The organism is Bacillus sp. cl96, assembly GCF_900100505.1.
GTDB classification, from domain to species: Bacteria; Bacillota; Bacilli; order Bacillales; family Bacillaceae_G; genus Bacillus_A; species Bacillus_A cereus.
In genome coordinates this window covers 91,193-110,989 of the sequence record NZ_FNDM01000003.1, presented here as the reverse complement: position 1 = coordinate 110,989, position 19,797 = coordinate 91,193, and the positions used below count along the sequence as shown (strand labels likewise).

The window sequence follows — 19,797 nt, the reverse complement described above, 5'->3', positions numbered from 1 at the left end:
CGGTACGCTATGAAAAAAGACAATTGCTAGTGGTCCTATCGAATGTATAGTCAAATAAATTCTAATCATACAAAAAAGGAAGTTGGAATCATTCCAACTTCCTTTTTTCTTTAATTAGCTGCACTTAATTTAATTCTAAGTTTTGTTTCACCTAAAGAAAGTTCATCATCTTCGTTCGTTAAGTGACCAAATGTAAATTGTTTAACGAGTAAGTTTTCTTCCAATAAATCTTTATGGTTCGTTAACGTTCGCTGTAGTTCTTCTTCTGTATCAAGAATAATATCGACTCGTAAATTAACTGGTAAATTCAACTGTTTACGGTATTCTTGAACCGCACGAATGAATTCACGCGCTACTCCTTCTTGTAACAATTCTTCCGTTACATTCGTATCTAACATAACTGTATATTGTCCGTTAGTCGTATTAGAGAATCCTGATTTTGCAACTTTCTCAACTAGCACATCTTCAGCAGTTACAACTACTTCTCCTTCTGGTGTTGCTTCGTAAACTGCTCTTCCTGTTGATACAAAGTTTTGTACTTCTTCTTGTGATAATTGTTTTAGCCAACCATTCACTGCATTCACATTTTTACCGAATTTTGGCCCCGCTGTTTTAAAATTAAGCTTCAATTGATATGATGTGTATTTTGTTTCATCGAGTTCAACATGGAACGCTTTTACATTTAACTCATCCATAACGATATCACGATAAGATTCCCAATCCATATCATTCTCGTTATGCTCAAGTAATACAAGTTCTGCTAGCGGCTGTTTTACTTTTAAAGAATGCTGATTACGGTTACTTCTTCCAAGTTCAACAACTTGTAAAACAGCATCCATTTCCGCTTCTAATTTTGGTTGAAGTAGTGATTCATTTACAACTGGATAATCGGCTAAATGAACGCTGCTTCCTTCTAAATTTAGATGAATGTCTTCCGCGACAAACGGTGTAAATGGTGCAATTAATTTACTAATTGTTACAAGCACTTCATGAAGTGTCTCATACGCAGCTGCTTTCTCAGCGTTCATACCAGATTCCCAGAAACGATTACGTGAGCGTCTTACATACCAGTTACTCACTTCATCTACAAGTGCTGCAATTTCACGAGCTGCATTCGTAAATTGATAATCATCAAGTGCAGTTCTCACTTTTTTCGTTGTACTATGCAATCTTGATAATACCCATTCGTCTAATTTCGTAAGCTTTACATCATACGTTTCTTTCGGATTATACTCATCTAAATTTGCATATAAAACATAGAAGCTATACACATTGACTAATGTATCTACAAATTTAGATTTCGCTTCCAGTACTGTTCTTTCAGAAAAACGCTTCGCATTCCACGGGGCACTATCAACAAGTAAAGCCCATCTTAGCGCATCTGCACCAAATTTATCTACTAAATCAACTGGATCTAGTGCATTTCCTTTGCTTTTAGACATTTTCTGCCCTTCTTCATCTAAAACATGCCCTAGTGATAACACTCGTTTATACGGTACTTTTCCTGTATATAGTGCTGATACTGCTAATAAACTATAAAACCAGCCGCGTGTTTGATCAATTCCTTCTGCAATAACATCCGCTGGAAACTGCTCTTCAAATAACTCTTTATTTTCAAATGGGTAATGATATTGTGCAAATGGCATAGAACCACTATCAAACCAAACATCAATCACTTCTGGTGTACGATTCATTGTGCCTCCGCATTTCCCGCAGCAGACTTGCACTTCATCTACATAAGGCTTATGCAATTCCAAATCTTCTGGTGTTTCTTTCGTACTATTCTTTCTTAATTCGGCAATGCTTTTCGGTGCGAACTGATGATCACAACTTTCACATTCCCATACATTCAATGGCGTTCCCCAATATCTATTTCGGCTAATATTCCAGTCCACCATATTTTCTAAAAACTTACCAAAGCGCCCATGTTTCATATGATCCGGATACCAAGTAACAGAATCATTATTTTGTAAAAATGTATCTTTAATTGCAGTTGTTCGGATTAACCAACTTTCTCCTGCATAATAAAGTAGTGGTGAATCACAACGCCAGCAATGCGGATAGCTATGTTCATATTTTTCTTTATGATACAGTAAACCTTCCTTCGCTAAATAACGAACGATATCCACGTCACAATCTTTTACAAATTTCCCTTTCAAAAATGGTACTGCCTCTGTATACTCACCTTTTTCATCTACAACGTGCAAGAATGACAATCCTTCACTTTGAACAACTCTATAATCGTCCTCTCCATATGCTGGAGCAATATGAACAAGTCCTGTACCACTATCTCCCGTTACAAAATCTGCTGCAATAACGCGGTAACCATTTGTAACTTCTTTCATCGGAAATGGCGCTGTATAAGATGTGTTTAATAATTCTTCGCCTTTATGAACAGATAATACTTCATAGTTTTCTTTTAATACTTCTTGTACACGTTCTTTCGCAACAATGTATACATGACTTTCTTGTTTTGCTTTAACGTATTCCATATTTGGATGGACAGCAAGCGCAACGTTTGCTGGAAGTGTCCAAGGTGTCGTTGTCCAACCTAAGAAATACTCATTTTCACTATCTTTCACTTTAAACTTCACAGTTGCACTTAAATCTTTTACTGTTTTATACCCTTGCGCAACCTCATGTGAGCTCAATGAGGTTTGGCAGCTTGGGCAGTATGGTGAAACTCTATGTCCTTTATATAACAATCCTTTTTCATGAATTGTCCCCAAAATATGCCATACACTTTCGATATATGGATTCTTTAAAGTTACATATGGATCATCCATATCTACCCAATAACCAATACTTTCAGTGAATTCGCGCCACTGCTTCTCATATGTGAAAACACTCTCTTTACACTTTTGAATAAATGGTTCAATGCCATATTCTTCGATCTCATGTTTACCAGAAATACCAAGTTGCTTCTCAACGCCTAATTCTACAGGTAAACCATGTGTATCCCATCCTGCTTTTCTTAACACTTTATAACCAGCCATCGTTTTATATCTTGCTACTAAGTCTTTAATTGTTCGTCCAAGTGCATGACCTACATGCGGTAGTCCGTTCGCCGTTGGTGGTCCTTCATAAAATACGAAAGACTGTGCGCCTTCTCGATTCTGAATTGATTGTTCGAAAATATTTTGTTCGTTCCACTGTTTGCGAATTCGCATTTCTCTTCCTACAGCTGATTCTTTTACATCTACTTTTTCCATATACAATCACTCCTTTGAATATTTTAAAGCACACAAAAAACCCGTCCCTATAAAGTAGGGACGGGTTTACCCGCGATACCACCCTAATTCTATTAGCTTTTTCACTAATAGCACTTAGCAACGTACTATCATACGTGTTCTTTGTAACGGTAGACATCCGTCCGGGCTTACTTACTTTCAGCCTCGGCTCCTCGGAGATGATTTTCAAATAACGTCTGCACACCGGCTTTCAGCAATATACCGGCTCTCTGGAGAACAGCTCACTATTTTACTCTTTCTCGTCTTCAGATTTGTATACTTTGTTAAAAGTTATTTTATGCCATTTAGCAACTAATTGTCAACTAATTCAAAATATATCCTTATCTTTTTCCCCTATTCTTATACAATTACTTTTCAAACTCTCGCAATGCTGCTAAATTTTCATCATCCTCAATAAGTTCAGCAAAGAATCCCGATTCATCCTCACGAAGGACAAATTCAAGCTCTTCCTTCGCCTCTTCATTTCTATTTAACTGTGCTAAATAACAAGCTCGATCATATCTTGCTAACAAATCACTCGCGTCAATTATTAATACTTCATTTGTTATTTTTTCTGCCTTTATCGTTTGGCCGGCACCATGATATGAAGATGCTAAAGAAAGAAGAATTGCTGTTTCATTTGGATGATGTATAGAAGCATTTTCTAATACATGAATTGCCTCTTCAAACCTTTCTTGACTTTGATATATTTCTCCTAAAGCAAGAAATGCTCTACTTACAAACGGTGTTTGCTCTGTTAATTGTAAGATAATCTTTTCTGCTTTTCTTTCTTCCCCTGCTTTAAAGAATACTTGTGTTTGCAGAAGAAGAGTATCATAATCATCTGGTAGTTCTCGAACCATTTGTTTCGTTAATTCCAAAGCATCTCTTAACATATCTTCTTCCTCGCACTCAACGAAAAGATTTACAAGTTGCTTCGCTACGTCATAATCCCATTTATTTTCTAGTGACGTGTGCAGAATCTCTATTGCTTCTTTATTCATCTCTACATTCTCATAAAATAGCGCAAATCGCTGTGCTGCCATACTATTTTTCGGATTTAACTTTAAAGAGATTTCATATAAATCAATTATCATAGTAACCATTGAAATTTCTTTCGCACGATTTTTCATACGATAAAAAGCTCTCGTAATGATAGATCGTTTTGGCTGTTCATGCAGCTGGCGTTCAATCCATATTTCCGTAACTGCAGCTGCAGCATACATGAATGCTGTACTCCTTTCTGCTTTTTTCACCTTTAACGTATGAAGAAAATCTCGTATGTTAGACAATTTTTTATGTTGCTCTACTGCTTTTACATAAACATCAAATATACGTTCATTATCAAAATCTTTTTGTATTACTTTCATTGCAACTTCAATTGCTTTTACATTTCTTTTTTTCACTAATACTTTTGCATAATGATATAGAACTTCTATATGCTCACCATCTAATTGTAGTGCGTATTCAACCTGTGCTTGTTCTTTATCTATTTCATTCATCGCTCCGTACACATATGCAATCGCATCTAAACGCCATATTTCAGGTACTTCGTCCACTAATTGTTCTAGTTCAGTCAGCAATTCTTCCTGAAGATTCATATCTACTGAAAGCTGTGCTAAATATTCCATATTAATATGCAACGGCTCTTCTTTCATCGCCTGAACCATATGACTTTGTTCTTTAGAACGGTTTTCTTCTTTTTCGTATATTTCCGCAAGCTGTAAATGTACACCTACGAAATTCCCATCAAGCTCTAAACATGTTTCATACGCTTGCTTTGCTTCCGTCAATTGCCCTAATGCCATAAGTGTTTCACCAATTCGGTAATACGGTAATGCCGTTTCCATTTGTTCTATCGCCTTATTATATCTTTTCATCGCTTGGCCGTACTGTCCAATAGATTCATATAAAATACCTGCATAACAACCGTACTCACTTACTTCATTTCTTTCTTTGTGTAACGTTCTTAAAAATGCTATACCTCGTTGTACAAATTCCGTTCCTTTAATTCGATTCACATATTCATCTAACGCACTTGCTACATTATAATCACTTTTCTTTATACCATTTTCTAACTTAGATAGTGCTACTTTAAACCCTTCTTCATTTCCACCAAGTTCAATTTCAGCATCCCATAAAACCATTCCTGCATTCATGAGGAAATCTTGGCTCTTTTCAATTTGCTTCTCAAGACCAAGTATATATTCTTTTGCTTCCTTATATTGTTCTCTTGCCATATAAACTTGTGTAAGTCCGAAGTGAGAATAAACATCCTCATCATTTTCTTCTAAAGCACGCTTATACAATACTTCTGCTTCTTCCAAGCTATCATTTTGAAAATGATAATCACCTAATTTTACGTAAAGAGGTGCTTTATCATCACAATTCTCAATACCGTTCAATAAAATTTCTTTCGCACTTTCCTCATCCTTCAAATCAGATTCGTATATTTCCGAAAGTTTCGTATAAATGTAAGGTGCATTACTATCCAAACGAATCGCTACTTTAAGCCCTTTTATTGCTAAATATAATTTCCCTAGTTGATGTGCACATCTCGCTCGTTCATACCATACATGCGCTTCATATTTATACTCTTTTAACAAGTCATTAAAGATTTCATATGCTTCTTCATATCTTTCTAAATCTATTAATATTAAACCGTGATTTGTTAAAGTGAACCTTTCAGGACTACGCTCTAACGCAACTTGAGAGTATTGCAATGCTTTTTCAGATTGATCAATATACATATAGGATAAAGCGAGAAAACTCCAAGCAATAGGCTGATCTGCGTCTAATTGTAACGATGAACGAAAGCTTGAAATCGCTTCTATATAACTTTCCTGCTCAAAAGCATATCTTCCGTTTATTAAATGATATAAAGCACGATTATTTTTCTTCTCAACGCTTGTCAGCATTTGCTCCGCTTTCTCTACTTCTTGAAGACGAATAAAACACTGTGCACCATGCAATTTAACAAAGTCCGAGTTCGGAAACTTTTCCATTAACTTATCGATACAATATAAAATAAATTCTTTATCTACTTCAACATCTAAGTGCTTTATCGTATATAACCACGTATTTGGATTATCACTCGTTTCTTTTAAAAATTGTACTAAGTTACTAATCCCCTCTTTGTCATGTTCATCTAAATGATCCGTAAGAGAAAAAATAGATTTAAAGTAACGATTTTCTTCCTCACTTAGAAACGCTAGTTGCTCCTTCTTTTCTTTCGGAACAAACGTGATTGCTAAACAGCCTGTATAACGATATTTTTCTTGTAATTTACTATATTCCACAAGAACTGGTTCTATAAAGTTTGGATCTTGAACATAGAAAGCTTGCAATGTATCATCATATCCAGATAGAACTTGTACGTGTGAAGCATGCTCAATATCTATACTTAATAAAACAGGAATTCCTTCGTCAATCAGTCTCTTATAATTCTCTTCATTCCCTTTAAAATAACGATATTCATAACCTAATTCTTCTAAATAAGAAACAGTATCTGAAAACTTCGAACCTGTCATATCAAAAATAAACTCTGCTATTTCATCTTGTGTACGTTTCTCTCCCCATATACGCAACATCATCTCTAAACTTGTCGGAACACAATAATTATCCTTTTGTACAATAGGAACTATCGGCAAGTGAACCTTTTTTCCATCCGGATTTTTTTCTAAATTATGATATAAAGATTCTTTTAAACTCTTTTCTTCTTTTAATAGTTTTTGTAAATCTGCAAATTTATTCATTTTGTACAGTGCTTCTGCACGTAAATGTACAAAGTAAGTATTATAGGCATGATACGGCAGCTGAGTATTTATGTTATCTATTACCGCTAACATCTCTTCATATCGCTCTAAATCTAATAAATACTTTATCTTCTCAAAATGAAAATATGGTACTTGTGGGAATTTTACAATTGCATCATCGATTAACTGTATCGCGCGTTTTTGTTCTCCTTTATTCGCATACAATTGTGATAATAAATAGGTAGATAACTCTTCACAATCTTCATGCTGCATGCCAGCAATAAATTGTTCTTCCGCTTTCTCCCATTCACCTGTATGCATATAAACGTAGCCCCATTTATCAAACACTGCGCGTGCACTGTACTCCTCTGCTTTTTGCATATACATTAACGCTTCTTCGTTTCGTTTCATTTCTAAAAGACATCGTACTAACGTAAAATATGTTTTCGCTAAAAAATCTGCATCTATTTCTTCTTTATTACTCTCTTCTAAAGTTTCTTTTAACAGCTGCTCTGCTTCAAGAATTTTCCGCTCATCAATTAACTCATCACAATATAAAGAGAGCGTTCTCATATTTGGGAATTTTTTATAAGCGTAACGAATGAGGAATGAACTGTATTGGTGCATAAGCCCTTCATCAGTAAGACGAATTAATATATCGAACTCCTTATGCGAAGGAATATTGGCAAGCCAATTCTTCACATAGGATAAAGTATTCGTTTCTTTTATATATGCAATTTCATTATTTATTTCCTGTAATCCATCTACAAATCTCTTGTCTTTTAAACAAGTTTCTAACTGCTTAAAATCTAGCATGCATTCACCTCGAATTTATATTTATACTGCTACTTGCTTAGATTTTACACACCATATAGTATGTATTCAACTAAAATCTCTTATAATGGATGGTATTAATTAATATTATTCAAATTTATAACAAAATATAGTAAAAATGATTGTCTTTCTCTGTATTTTGTTTGATTATATAGAATAACGTAACATGTGTATCCTATCTTTTGTTAGTTAAAAACAGTACATGAAATTATATCGGCGATTATACGGTGAATATCGACTTACCAACAAAAAATGACATTTTTCTCATTCATTAAATTTCAACTCTACAAAAACACTGTAATGATCACTAGGAAACACACCAGTTGAAGTTAGTACCGAATCCCCAAATATAGATACGTTTTCAATCGTAGGAAATTCAAATGCGGCATTTTCTTGTATCATGACCCAATCATATCTTTTTTCTTGCTTTACATCACCTTTTAAATTCGGATTCTTTCTATAATCTAAAGTTGGTTGAGCTATCATGTTCTCTTCGATTTCTTTAAACTGAGCTACATCTATCCAATGCTTCCGAATTAAGTATTGATGCACCATTGAATATGGATCATCATTAAAATCACCACATAATAATTCGTAATCACTTACTTTATTTGTAATCCAATTATTCACGGCATTCATTTGTTCTTGTCTTTTTCTATTAGATTTCCAATTTAAATGAACATTCGTAACTCCTAAATTGCAACCTTTATATGTAAACATGATTCGAATAGCACAATAATTTGATTCATCTATATCAGTTTCCCAAATTGCTTCTTCATCTATAATAGGTATTTTACTTAAAAAGGCTAATCCTTCATCTGGAGAATCAGGGTACTCCTTAAATATACAAAACTAAAGTTCTCTATAGAATAGTCGTATTCCTACACTTTTCTTAAAATTTCAAAGCAAAAAGCTAGTGTATTTTTAATAATACACTAGCTTTTTATTTGGAAGAAAAATTTAACAAGTACAATCACAATCAAAACAATCCGTACAGTCTAAATCGTCACAATCTGCTTTTCTCTTTCTTTTGTTTCTTTTAAGATAATAATACAGTAGCCCAAACAATAGTATACAAATAACAAAAGCTATTATTGCTTCTGTATAGTTATTTTGAGTCATAAAACCAATTCCACTTCCGCCTGAAATAAAAATTAGAATTAAGTAAATCCAGAACATCTATGTAAATACCTCCATTACTATATATCTTAAGATAATATCCATATAACACTAGAGGAAATGAATAATCCCATACCATTACCGCTTAATACACCAGTAGTTATTCTTAGCAAATTTGAGCTATTTCTCCATTTCCACTTTTGGGTGAACCCATCGATAAGTAACGGAATTTGAGCGAAAAATGATAGTATGATTGCCAAAAGAAATGAAGGTGTCATATAAAAATAAATTGGAAACATTAAAATACCAATAAGCATGCCTGTACAACGTGCACATAAAGGTATGTACTTTTGTAGTTTAAAGAAACTCCTATCTAATCTTCTATGACAAGGAATTTGTAAAATAAAAGTTCGAATCAATATGAATCACCCTCTCTAAAAAGATTTTAATTGATTTTGCAAAAAAAATATATATCCAATAAAAAAACAAACCAGGTTTATACTAGACCCAGTTTGTCAGTTTACTACTATGTTACATCTCCTCAGGTGCCTCCACCCCAAGTAAACGTAATCCTTCTTTTAATACAACCGTCACAGCATAAACCAATGCGATTCTGCTGTCTTTTTCTTTGCTCTCTTCTAATATACGAACATTACCGTAATATTTATTGAATGATTGTGCTACATCTAATATATATTTCGAAATAATCGATGGCTCATTTTTATTGAAAGCTGCTTCAATTATTTGCGGGAATTTATTTAGTAATTTTACGACACTCCAGCTATGATCGTCTTTTAAAGCAAATGTACATGTTTCAAATTCTACACTTTCTTTTCTTAAAATAGAACAAGCACGTGCATGTGTGTACTGTACGTACGGGCCTGTTTCTCCTTCAAATTTCAGCATGTTTTCTAATGAGAATTCAATATTGTGCATACGCTCATTTTTTAAATCGTGGAAGATGACTGCACCAACACCAACTTGCTTTGCCACTACTTCTTTTTGTTTTAAGTTTGGATTTTTCTCTTCAATATTTTGTTTTGCAAGTTCGATTGCTTCTTCGAGTACTTCTTCAAGTAAAATAGCTCTTCCTTTACGTGTCGACATTTTCTTACCATCTTTTAAAATGAAGCCAAACGGTACGTGTTCCATACCATCAACCCAAGTATAGCCAAGTTTTTTTAATACGGTGAAAAATTGATTGAAATGTAAGCTTTGTTCTGGACCAACAACATATAGCGCTTTATCAAACCCATAAGTGTTTTGACGATATAAAGCTGCCGTTAAGTCACGCGTTGCATAAATCGTCGCACCATCTGATTTTCTAATTAAGCAAGGCGGCATTCCTTCTTCTTCTAAATTAACGACTAATGCACCTTCTGATTCTTCAAGCAACTCATGTTCTTCTAAAATCCCAATAAAATCTTCCATTAAATTATTATAAAATGCTTCTCCCTGAAAATTAGTAAATTCTACGCCGAGAAGTTCATAAATGCGAGAAAATTCTTTAAGGGACTCATGACGGAACCAATTCCAAAGTTCTACCGCTTCTTCATCACCTTCTTCTAGTTTCTTAAACCAAGCACGTCCTTCTTCTTCTAGTTCTTCGTCGTCTTTTACCTCTTCATGGAATTGGACATATAACTTAAATAGCTCACGTATTGGATCTTCTTTAACAACTGCTTCATTTCCCCATTTTTTATAAGCCGTAATTAACTTTCCAAACTGTGTTCCCCAATCTCCTATATAATTAATCCCTACAACTTCATAGCCACATTTTTCAGCTATATGTTTCAGCGAATTTCCTATCATTGTAGAACGTAAATGCCCCATCGAAAAAGGTTTCGCGATATTAGGAGAGGAATAATCAATTACTACTGTTTTTTCACAGCCAAAGTGGTTTTGACCGAACTCTTCTTTCTCCGCTAAAACTGTTTTTAATACTGCATCACTTACAGTTTCACGATTGAAAAATACATTTACATAAGGACCAACGGCTTCTACTTTCGTAAAAAACGTATCATTGAATTTCTCAGCAACTTCCTTTGCGATAAGAGCTGGTGCTTTTTTATATTGCTTCGCTAATGAAAAGCATGGGAACGCTGCATCTCCAAATTCATCTTGTTTCGGTGTTTCAATTAAATCTAAAATTTGTTTTTGCGTTAATTCATTCGTGAAAATATTAGATAAACTTTCCGCAAACTGCATTTTATAATCCATGATACAACCTCCTTATTTTTTAAAACACAAAAAACTCGTCTCTAAAAAAGAGACGAGTTTTAACCCGTGGTACCACCCTTGTTGTTCGTTACGAACCACTTTCCCGTTTATAACGAGGACAGGGGGCCTCGGCTTTCTCTACTATTCGTTCAAGAAGCATCTCCGAAGTGCGCTTCATCTTTTTCTTCCGTACTAGGCTCACACCATCCCTAGCTCGCTTTCCTTCTAAAAAAGACTACTCTCTTCATCACAGACAGTATATTTAATTAATTATTGCTTATTATACATCTTTTCAAACAATTAGCAAGGGTCAATTACACCAAAGTGAAACTTAGCACTTTTTCTTTTGTATACATAAAAATTGTGTTTTTCAAATCTAGAACTACGAAAATGATCTTTTAAAACGACACGTTTTCTCGCCACTCGTTTTGCCTCCGCAATTGTTTCGTCAGTAATATCATGATACAAAGCGAAGTGTTTTAATCCTTTAATTCCATCGGATTCTATGACAGTTTCTTCAAACATCGGATCAAGGTAAACGACATCGTAACTATTGTCTTCACATTGCGCTAAAAATGAAAAATGCTCCGTTTGCTTTACTTGGATTCTTTGCATTGCTTCATCAATTTCAGAAACAGATGAAGACCATGTTTTCAAACCATTTTCCATAATATAAGCCATATACTCATTGCCTTCAAGTCCTGTTACTTTTCCGCTTTCCCCAACAACATAACTAGCTACAATACTATCTGATGCCATCCCGAGCGTACAATCTAACACTGTCATTCCTCTCTCTAATTGCGTGGCTTGTACAAACGGATCGTGTTCTCCACGCATTAACCTTTTCACACGAAACATCGCTGAGTTCGGATGAAAGAAAAACGATTCTTCCGTACCTTTTGGATAAATAGCTAATCGGTTCTTCCCTACGACAAGCACATCTTGTTCATACTGCTCATGTAGCTTATGTACCGGTATGTCATTACGTTTAACGAAAGAAGCATTTAATTCTGCTGCTACCTCGTTTGCATAATCTGTCATTTCTTTGTTCGTTCTTCCTGCTGTTGTTACGATCATTGTTTCACCTCTATATAAAGAAAAGAGGGAGATTTACTCTCCCCCTTCTTTAGCAATTCTTTTCGAAAGCTTGTTCTAAGTTCGTAATAATTTCGTCCATAGTTGCACCTTCAATTTCATGACGGTGAATAAAGTGAACAACTTCTTTTCCTTTTAATAATGCCATAGATGGTGAAGATGGAGGAATTTCTCCGAAGTATTCACGCATTTTTGCAGTAGCATCTTTATCTTGACCTGCGAATACAGTTACAAGATGATCAGGTTGTTTTTCAGCACGAACAACCGCTTGACCTGCTGATGGACGTGCTAAACCAGCTGCACAACCACAAACAGAGTTTACAACTACTAAAGTTGTACCTGATGTATTTTCCATAAATTCTGTTACAGCTTCTTCTGTAGTTAACTCTTCAAACCCAGAACGCACTAACTCTTGGCGCATTGGGATTACCATTTGGCGCATGTATTCTTCATAAGCATTTGACATCTTGTAATCTCTCCTTCAACTTTCATTCCAAATTCATCATATCACGCTCTATTAATAGGTGCAAAAGAAAGATAACGATGATTTCATTTTTTTGTAGGGATTTCACAAACCCCACCGCGGCAATGTCCCACTGGAACAAGTTTTCTATTATTAGCGATATAATCGTATACTTTACTTCCAAAACCAAGTACGATAGATAGCTTTATAAAAGGAACTGCAAACCAATAAGATGGAACGGCCTTTGCTAATACATCTATGCTCTGAATACCGTCATACCACTTATTATTTTTAAAAATATACAGTCTTTGTTCCATCTTACTTTGTAGTTCTTGAGAAAGCTCATACTTCTCAACTACATCTTCATTTCGAAATGAAACAAATTTCATCTTACCCTTTTTATCTAATTTTTTCGTACGTTCTGCAACGGCCGTACACATCGGACACCAACTATCATAGAAAACAATCATACATTATTCCCCTTTACGAGACTCCGTCATTTGTTTCCATACAGAACCTTTTGCTTCTTCTCCGCCTTCAATACGCTCTAATGCTAGACGTGCTTGCATGGCTACTTCAAACTCTGGATCATCTTGCGCTGCTTTTAATGCTGGAATCGCACTTTCATCTCCAAGTTCAAATAAGAACATCGCTGCACGCCAGCGTACTAATTTACTTGGATCTTTCAGAGATTTAATCATAACGAACATCGCTGCCGGATCACCTACATCTGATAAACAATCTCCTGCAGTACGGCGAACACTTACAGAGCGATCTAACAAAGCTTTATATAATAACGGTAATACTTCATCACCTTTTACCATACCTAAATAAGCTGTTGCTAAACGGCGTATTGAAACTTTTTCATCATCTAACGCCATCTTCAACACTGGAATATCTTCTTCAGTAGGATCCATTTGTTCTAATGCTGCAAAACGATTTTTCCAGTCAGAATCTTTCATCATCTCTTCTGTTACTTTATATGGCTCACGCTTTTGAATCGTTACTTCAACAGCACCTGCTTGATTTAATAATTCTTTAACCGTTTCATTTACACGTTCTTCTGAATAAGCAGCAACAATCTCTTCCACTACTTCTTTCCCAATTTCTTCAAAATTACCGTAACGTGTACTTTGTTCTACCCATTTACGCTCTTTTACAACGTTTGGTGCAGACATTTGCACTTTCATAATTGATTCTTTAAAACGATCTGGTAAGCCAACACGTTCTTCCGATGTTCCATCTGTTAACTTTACTTGCATTGGAATTGTAAAGAACATTTGAACAAACACTTTCACTTCTCCAAAATGAGACAGTTGTTGTTCTTCACTTTCTTCCAATACTTCTTCGCCGAAAACAGCACGAACTTGTTGTAATAAAACTTTCCAGTCATACTTCGCATTTCGCTCCACTGCTAAAAAGTCGGCTACATGATATACACCTTTAATGCCTTCAATTTTCAAAATTTCTTGCACTTGTATTGGTGCTTGTTCTTTATTTTCATTTGTATAATTATTACGTGCTCCTGATGGTAATACTTCATTCAAAATAACTTTCATTGTATTTGGACTTGGCGTCGGTTCAATTGCTTTAATCTTCACGTAAAAAACTCTCCTTTATTGCATGTTCTTAGCTGTATTGTAACATGTTATCACTCTATACTCCTACTCGGATGCTTAATTTTACTACTTTCTTCCCGCTACCATACTATTTCATTCTTTTTATATTTTAAATTAGGAACGGGATTTTAAAAGCTTTCGTTTCCGATGATTTTTATTTTTTATCCATTAAGTTTATTAAAATACTTTCCACAATTTTTTCCGAAGCTATTACTTAAAATCACCTTTTATTACGATGCCCCCTCCCGCCTTCTCTCCAAAAAGGTAATACTCTCAATCACAACTTCAGTTCTATATATTCTCTTGCCTTGTTCATTATCGTAATTACTAGTCTGAATACGCCCTGTAATCCCAACGAGTGATCCCTTTTTACAATATTTAGTTACATTCTCAGCCGATTTGCGCCAAACGACACAATTAATAAAATCGACTTGTTGTTCACCTAAACTATTTCGAAATCCTCTATTCACCGCAACACATATTCGTGCATAAGCGACGCCTTGTTTTGTGTAGTATAATTCTGGCTCCTTTGTCAATCTACCGATTAATACAACTCGATTCATCATAAGTTATACCACCTCACATGTTTTTCTTCATTGTAAGGAGAAATGTTTGAATGGTAAAAAGCACAAAATGATATATCCGTAAGTAAAAAGTATTATTTTAGACCTTACAAAACAAAAAAAGAAACCATACATAGTTCAAACATGTATGGTTTCAAAATTTATTACACTTCAGTACAAGATATGTAATATCCTCCGCGAGCCATCTTTATTTCAGCACGGTACATTGCATTTTCTAAGTAGAAAGTAATCGGTTTAACTTTACTCTCAAATTTTAATCTTTCATTGCATTCAGTTGCATATCCTTCAATCGCTGAAGTAATAACTTTTGATGATGGATACGTTAAAGCTTCATCTAGTTCTATGAAAAAACTTTTAGAAAATAGTTTTTTCATAATCCCCTTCTTCTCTTTCATCATATTCCATCTCCTTCACTTCAAGTTGCTATCATCCATATTATACCATACATTCAATATATCTTTGAAAATAAAAAAATCCTGCATTTTTCATGCAGGATTTTTTTATTAGTCATTTTTCGTAAAGTACGAAACGAAACGAAGAATTTCTAAGTATAACCATACTAATGTAAGCATTAATCCCATCGCAGTATACCACTCCATATATTTCGGAGCTTGACTACGTACACCATTTTCGATTAAATCGAAATCTAGTAATAAGTTTAATGCAGCAACTACAATAACAACTGCACTAATAATAATACCGATTGTACCACCTTGGTGAATGTATGGAACAGTTACACCAAACATATTTAGTAGAAATACGACTAAATACATAACCATAATTCCAAGTGTTGCTGCCATCACGCCTGTACGGAATTTATCCGTTACTTTTACTACGCGTGTTGCATATAACACTAACATTGCAAATAGAATTGAGATTGTTAGTAATACAGCATTTAAAACGATAGAATCGCCAAATTTCATTGTATAAACTGCTGAAATACTTCCTAACACAACCCCTTCTACCGCTGCATAGATTGGTGCACCAAAAGGTGAAATACGCGGGAAGAACATAGACGCAAATGCGATGATTGCCGCAACGATTAAAGCACCAATTAATACTGGCATCTTCATCGTCCCCTGCATCATCTGTATGTATGAATAGACAGACGTTGCAAGTAGCAAGATAAGCATAATGAACGTTTTGCCTACTGTTCCGCCAATCGTCATCGCAGAAGCACTTGCTCCCTCTTTACGGAATGCCTCTTTTTTCAACATTGGATTAGATGTTCTCATTTTTTCCCTCCTAAAATAGGTTCTACCAATAGTGTAAAGTTTTTCTCTTTACTTTTCAATATATGCAGCTTGTTTTTATTTTAATCCTTCAACGATGTCTGATAGTTCACTCCATCTTTCCATCTTTTTTTCTAGCTCTTCTTCTGTTTTCTGCTGTGCTTCAGATAATTCTTGTGCCTTTGTGAAGTCAGATCCAACTTTCGCAAGTTCTTCTCCAATTGACTCAATTTTCTCTTCAAGTTCGGCAATTGTATCTTCAATCGTTTCCCATTCACGCTGTTCATTGTATGAAAGTTTACGTTTACGTTGTTGTTTTGGAGCTTCTTCTACAACTTTTTTCTCTTTTTGAACTTCCGCTTTCTCCATAAGTTCTCTCGTTTTTTCCATTTCTAAATAATCTGTATAACTACCTAGAAACTCACGCACTTCGCCTCCGCCAGTAAAGATGAACAGTTCATCTACTACTTTATCTAAGAAGTAACGGTCATGCGATACAGTTAAAACGACACCTGGGAAATCTTCTAAATAATCTTCTAGTACTGTTAATGTTTGTGTATCTAGATCGTTCGTAGGTTCATCAAGTAAAAGTACGTTTGGTTCTCCCATTAAAATACGTAATAAATATAAACGTCTTCTTTCACCACCAGATAGTTTACCAAGTGGTGTACCATGTGAATGCGTCGGGAATAAGAAACGTTCTAACATTTGAGATGCACCAATTACTTTTCCATCTGTCGTATGAATAACTTCTGCAATCTCTTTAATGTATTCAATCATACGCTGATTTAAATTCATCTCTTCATTTTCTTGCGTATAATAAGCAACTTTTACAGTTTGTCCTACTTCCACTTCACCACTATCAGGAGATAACTTACCTGCAAGCATATTTAATAGGGAAGATTTCCCACTTCCATTCGCCCCAATAATTCCGATACGATCACCCGGTTTCACAATATGATTAAAATTATGTAATACCGTCTTATCGCCAAATTTTTTCGTTACATCTTTTAACTCAAGTACTTTCTTTCCTAGACGACTTCCGCTTAGTGCAATATCAACTGACTGTTTTGCAGCTGGTCCTTCTTGTGCCTTTAGCTCATCAAAACGCTGAATACGCGCCTTTTGTTTCGTAGAACGGGCTTTTGCACCACGACGAATCCAAGCAAGTTCACGACGATATAAATTTTGGCGTTTCGATTCTTGTGCCAATTCTTGCTCTTCACGAAGTGCTTTCGCTTCTAAAAATGTACTATAGTTTCCTTCGTAGCTATATAGTTTACCATTATCTAATTCAAAAATACGATTCGTCACACGATCTAAGAAATAACGATCATGGGTTACAAGTAATACCGAACCTGTATATCTCGCTAAATATTCTTCTAACCATTCAACTGTCTCATGGTCAAGATGGTTCGTAGGCTCGTCTAAAATTAATAAATCCGGTGTTTCAATAAAACATTGTGCCATTGCGATACGTTTTTTCTGTCCACCAGATAAATTCCCAACAATTGCAGTGAAGTCCGTAATTCCTAATTTCGTTAAAAGAGACTTCGCATTTGCATTTGCTTCCCATGCACTCATTGCATCCATACGTTGCTGCACTGCAAATAATTGTTCCTGTACTTTTTCATTACTTGGATCTTTTTCAATATTTAATAGTGCTTTTTCATAATCACGAAGAAGACGAATTAAAGGTGTATCACCATGGAACACTTGCTCTAATACTGTCAGTTTTTCATCAAACTCTGGTTGCTGTGATAAATAACTAATTGTATACCCACGTGAATGCGTCATATCACCTGTATCAGGAGCTTCTAATCCTGCAATAATTTTTAATAATGTCGATTTACCAGTTCCGTTTACACCAATAATTCCGACACGTTGTCCTTCTGTAATACTACATGATAATCCATCAAATAACGGCTTTTCTCCATATGATTTTGATAAGTTCTCCACAGTTAACATTTTCATATTTGTGCATTCCACTCTTTCATAAATTGTTCAATAAACTGTTCCATATAACGATGACGAATTTCAGCCTCTTGTTTTGCTGCATTCGTATTCATTAAATCTTTTAATTTCAAAAGTTTTTCATAAAAATGATTTAAAGATGGATCATTATTTTTTCTATACTCTTCTTTCGTCATTTCTTCACGCGGCGGAATAGTTGGGTCATACATTAATCTCCCTTTCGCCCCACCATATGCAAATGTACGAGCAATTCCTATTGCACCAAGAGCATCTAAACGATCCGCATCTTGAACAATTTTCCCTTCAAGTGACTCTACTGTGCCGCCATGGCCACCTTTATAAGACATATTGGCGATGATATGAAGAATATGTTTACTTTCCTCTTCTTCAACACGTAGCTCTTCTAACCAATCAGAAACTTTTTTCATTCCTGCTTCTTCACTTTCATTTAGCTTTTCATCTGCCACATCGTGAAGTAATGCTGCCATTTCAATTATAAAACGATTTCCACCTTCTTGCTCAGATAAAGAAATCGCCATTTTATGTACACGTTCAATATGATACCAATCATGCCCACTCGCATCTTTTTCTAAAATATGTTTTACAAAAGTAATTGTTTTTTGAATTTTTTCTTGTTTTGTCATTTTATCTTCACCCAGTTACTTATTGTAACACGCCCGCATTTTTTCATCACATATTTTCTTGTCCGCCCATACACTAGGTGGTAGGCATCATCATGAAGGAGGAATAAACATGTTCTATAATAATCAACCGCCTTATCCAAGGCAACCATTGTATCCTCAACAACAAGAACAGAGATACACAGAACAATACGAAGAACAAGAGTTACAACAGCAAGAGCAACAATATGACGAAAACCCATATGCAACAACGCAAAACCAAGAAACTGAATTTCAACAAAATCCATATGACACACGTCCAAATTATGAATATCCTCAAAATCCATATGCAGCACCACAAAATCAAGAACAGCGATATCCTCAAAATCCATATGTAATACCACAAAACCAAGAACAACAATATCAACAAAATCCATATGCAGCACCACAAAACCAAGAACAACAATATCAACAAAATCCATATGTAGCACCACAAAACCAAGAACAACAATATCAACAAAATCCATATGCAGCACCACAAAACCCATACACAACTCAACCACAACAACCGCAATATCAACAACAAATGTATCAACCAAACTACGACGCACGTGTCTCACCACCTAAACCACCAACAATAGATCCAACTCAGCCACAAATTTTACCGCCCGGACCAACACTAGACATTACACAACCACAAATCTTACCACCTGGACCAATTACTGAACCAACACAACAACAAATTCAACAAGTTGTCGGTACACAATTTTTACCTTTCAAGAAACCTGTACTAGATTTCGTAAAACCATGGGTAGATTACGGTTTAAATGAAGCAAAACATACATCACACGAACACGCATTAACAGAAGTTGCTGCGATTATGTTTTTAGTTGGTAAAGGCTTCAATCCGACGATTGCACATTATATCGTTGAATCTTGGGAGAAGAATGAGCAGTTTTAGGGTTGTTTATTTGATAAAATATAAAAAACACAAAAGTGCCAAACCCCTTATACCACAAGGGTTTTGGCACTTTTTAATATCTAAAACAAAT

16 protein-coding genes and 2 other annotated features are annotated in these 19,797 nt (G+C 35.1%); of the genes, 1 reads left to right on the top strand and 15 read right to left on the bottom strand.

The window, feature by feature from the left end; translation table 11 throughout:
• Positions 1-110: 110 nt before the first annotated feature.
• The 15 genes from ileS to BLT20_RS08105 all read right to left on the bottom strand — a co-directional run bounded on the left by ileS (position 111) and on the right by BLT20_RS08105 (position 18,769).
• Positions 111-3,212 carry an isoleucine--tRNA ligase gene (gene ileS / locus BLT20_RS08175; RefSeq protein ID WP_000416536.1) on the bottom strand — a complete coding sequence of 1,034 codons (3,102 nt, stop codon included), beginning with the start codon at positions 3,210-3,212 and terminating at the stop codon, positions 111-113.
• A 53-nt stretch (positions 3,213-3,265) separates the two neighbouring features.
• Positions 3,266-3,506, bottom strand: a binding site (T-box leader).
• A 92-nt stretch (positions 3,507-3,598) separates the two neighbouring features.
• Positions 3,599-7,801, bottom strand: a complete 4,203-nt coding sequence (locus BLT20_RS08170; protein ID WP_000883836.1) for a bacteriocin-processing peptidase family protein — start codon at positions 7,799-7,801, stop codon at positions 3,599-3,601.
• A gap of 282 nt (positions 7,802-8,083) precedes the next feature.
• Positions 8,084-8,665 (bottom strand): exonuclease/endonuclease/phosphatase family protein, encoded by a 582-nt coding sequence (locus tag BLT20_RS08165; protein ID WP_306299079.1) that lies wholly within the window; start codon positions 8,663-8,665, stop codon positions 8,084-8,086.
• A gap of 114 nt (positions 8,666-8,779) precedes the next feature.
• Complete coding sequence (locus tag BLT20_RS08160) at positions 8,780-8,998, bottom strand: hypothetical protein (protein WP_000498606.1); 219 nt, start codon at positions 8,996-8,998, stop codon at positions 8,780-8,782.
• A 29-nt stretch (positions 8,999-9,027) separates the two neighbouring features.
• Entirely contained in the window at positions 9,028-9,357 is a 330-nt protein-coding gene (locus BLT20_RS08155; RefSeq protein WP_000621474.1) for a DUF2085 domain-containing protein, read from the bottom strand.
• 112 nt (positions 9,358-9,469) lie between these two features.
• A complete protein-coding gene (argS, locus tag BLT20_RS08150) occupies positions 9,470-11,158 on the bottom strand; it encodes an arginine--tRNA ligase (protein WP_000384915.1) in 1,689 nt (562 codons plus the stop codon).
• A 45-nt stretch (positions 11,159-11,203) separates the two neighbouring features.
• Positions 11,204-11,418: a binding site (T-box leader), on the bottom strand.
• A 40-nt stretch (positions 11,419-11,458) separates the two neighbouring features.
• Complete coding sequence (locus BLT20_RS08145; RefSeq protein ID WP_000637459.1) at positions 11,459-12,235, bottom strand: class I SAM-dependent methyltransferase; 777 nt, start codon at positions 12,233-12,235, stop codon at positions 11,459-11,461.
• Between the two features lie 49 nt (positions 12,236-12,284).
• Positions 12,285-12,719, bottom strand: coding sequence for a BrxA/BrxB family bacilliredoxin (locus tag BLT20_RS08140; RefSeq protein ID WP_000063706.1), 435 nt, complete (start codon positions 12,717-12,719; stop codon positions 12,285-12,287).
• Positions 12,720-12,802: 83 nt separating this feature from the next.
• Positions 12,803-13,186 carry a thiol-disulfide oxidoreductase DCC family protein gene (locus BLT20_RS08135; RefSeq protein WP_000634884.1) on the bottom strand — a complete coding sequence of 128 codons (384 nt, stop codon included), beginning with the start codon at positions 13,184-13,186 and terminating at the stop codon, positions 12,803-12,805.
• 3 nt (positions 13,187-13,189) lie between these two features.
• A complete protein-coding gene (locus BLT20_RS08130; RefSeq protein ID WP_000692554.1) occupies positions 13,190-14,317 on the bottom strand; it encodes a conserved virulence factor C family protein in 1,128 nt (375 codons plus the stop codon).
• Between the two features lie 248 nt (positions 14,318-14,565).
• On the bottom strand, positions 14,566-14,901 hold the full coding sequence (locus BLT20_RS08125) for a single-stranded DNA-binding protein (RefSeq protein WP_000982020.1): 336 nt from the start codon (positions 14,899-14,901) through the stop codon (positions 14,566-14,568).
• Positions 14,902-15,062: 161 nt separating this feature from the next.
• Positions 15,063-15,317, bottom strand: coding sequence for a DUF4318 domain-containing protein (locus BLT20_RS08120; RefSeq protein WP_000975138.1), 255 nt, complete (start codon positions 15,315-15,317; stop codon positions 15,063-15,065).
• Positions 15,318-15,422: 105 nt separating this feature from the next.
• Positions 15,423-16,154 carry a Bax inhibitor-1/YccA family protein gene (locus BLT20_RS08115; RefSeq protein WP_001260655.1) on the bottom strand — a complete coding sequence of 244 codons (732 nt, stop codon included), beginning with the start codon at positions 16,152-16,154 and terminating at the stop codon, positions 15,423-15,425.
• Positions 16,155-16,229: 75 nt separating this feature from the next.
• Complete coding sequence (locus BLT20_RS08110; protein WP_000783160.1) at positions 16,230-18,125, bottom strand: ABC-F family ATP-binding cassette domain-containing protein; 1,896 nt, start codon at positions 18,123-18,125, stop codon at positions 16,230-16,232.
• On the bottom strand, positions 18,122-18,769 hold the full coding sequence (locus BLT20_RS08105; protein ID WP_000165966.1) for an HD domain-containing protein: 648 nt from the start codon (positions 18,767-18,769) through the stop codon (positions 18,122-18,124). The genes BLT20_RS08110 and BLT20_RS08105 overlap by 4 nt, the downstream gene beginning before the upstream one ends.
• A gap of 109 nt (positions 18,770-18,878) precedes the next feature.
• On the opposite strand from BLT20_RS08105, the gene BLT20_RS08100 reads away from it, so the two are divergent.
• On the top strand, positions 18,879-19,706 hold the full coding sequence (locus BLT20_RS08100) for a hypothetical protein (protein WP_000499733.1): 828 nt from the start codon (positions 18,879-18,881) through the stop codon (positions 19,704-19,706).
• Positions 19,707-19,797: the final 91 nt, after the last annotated feature.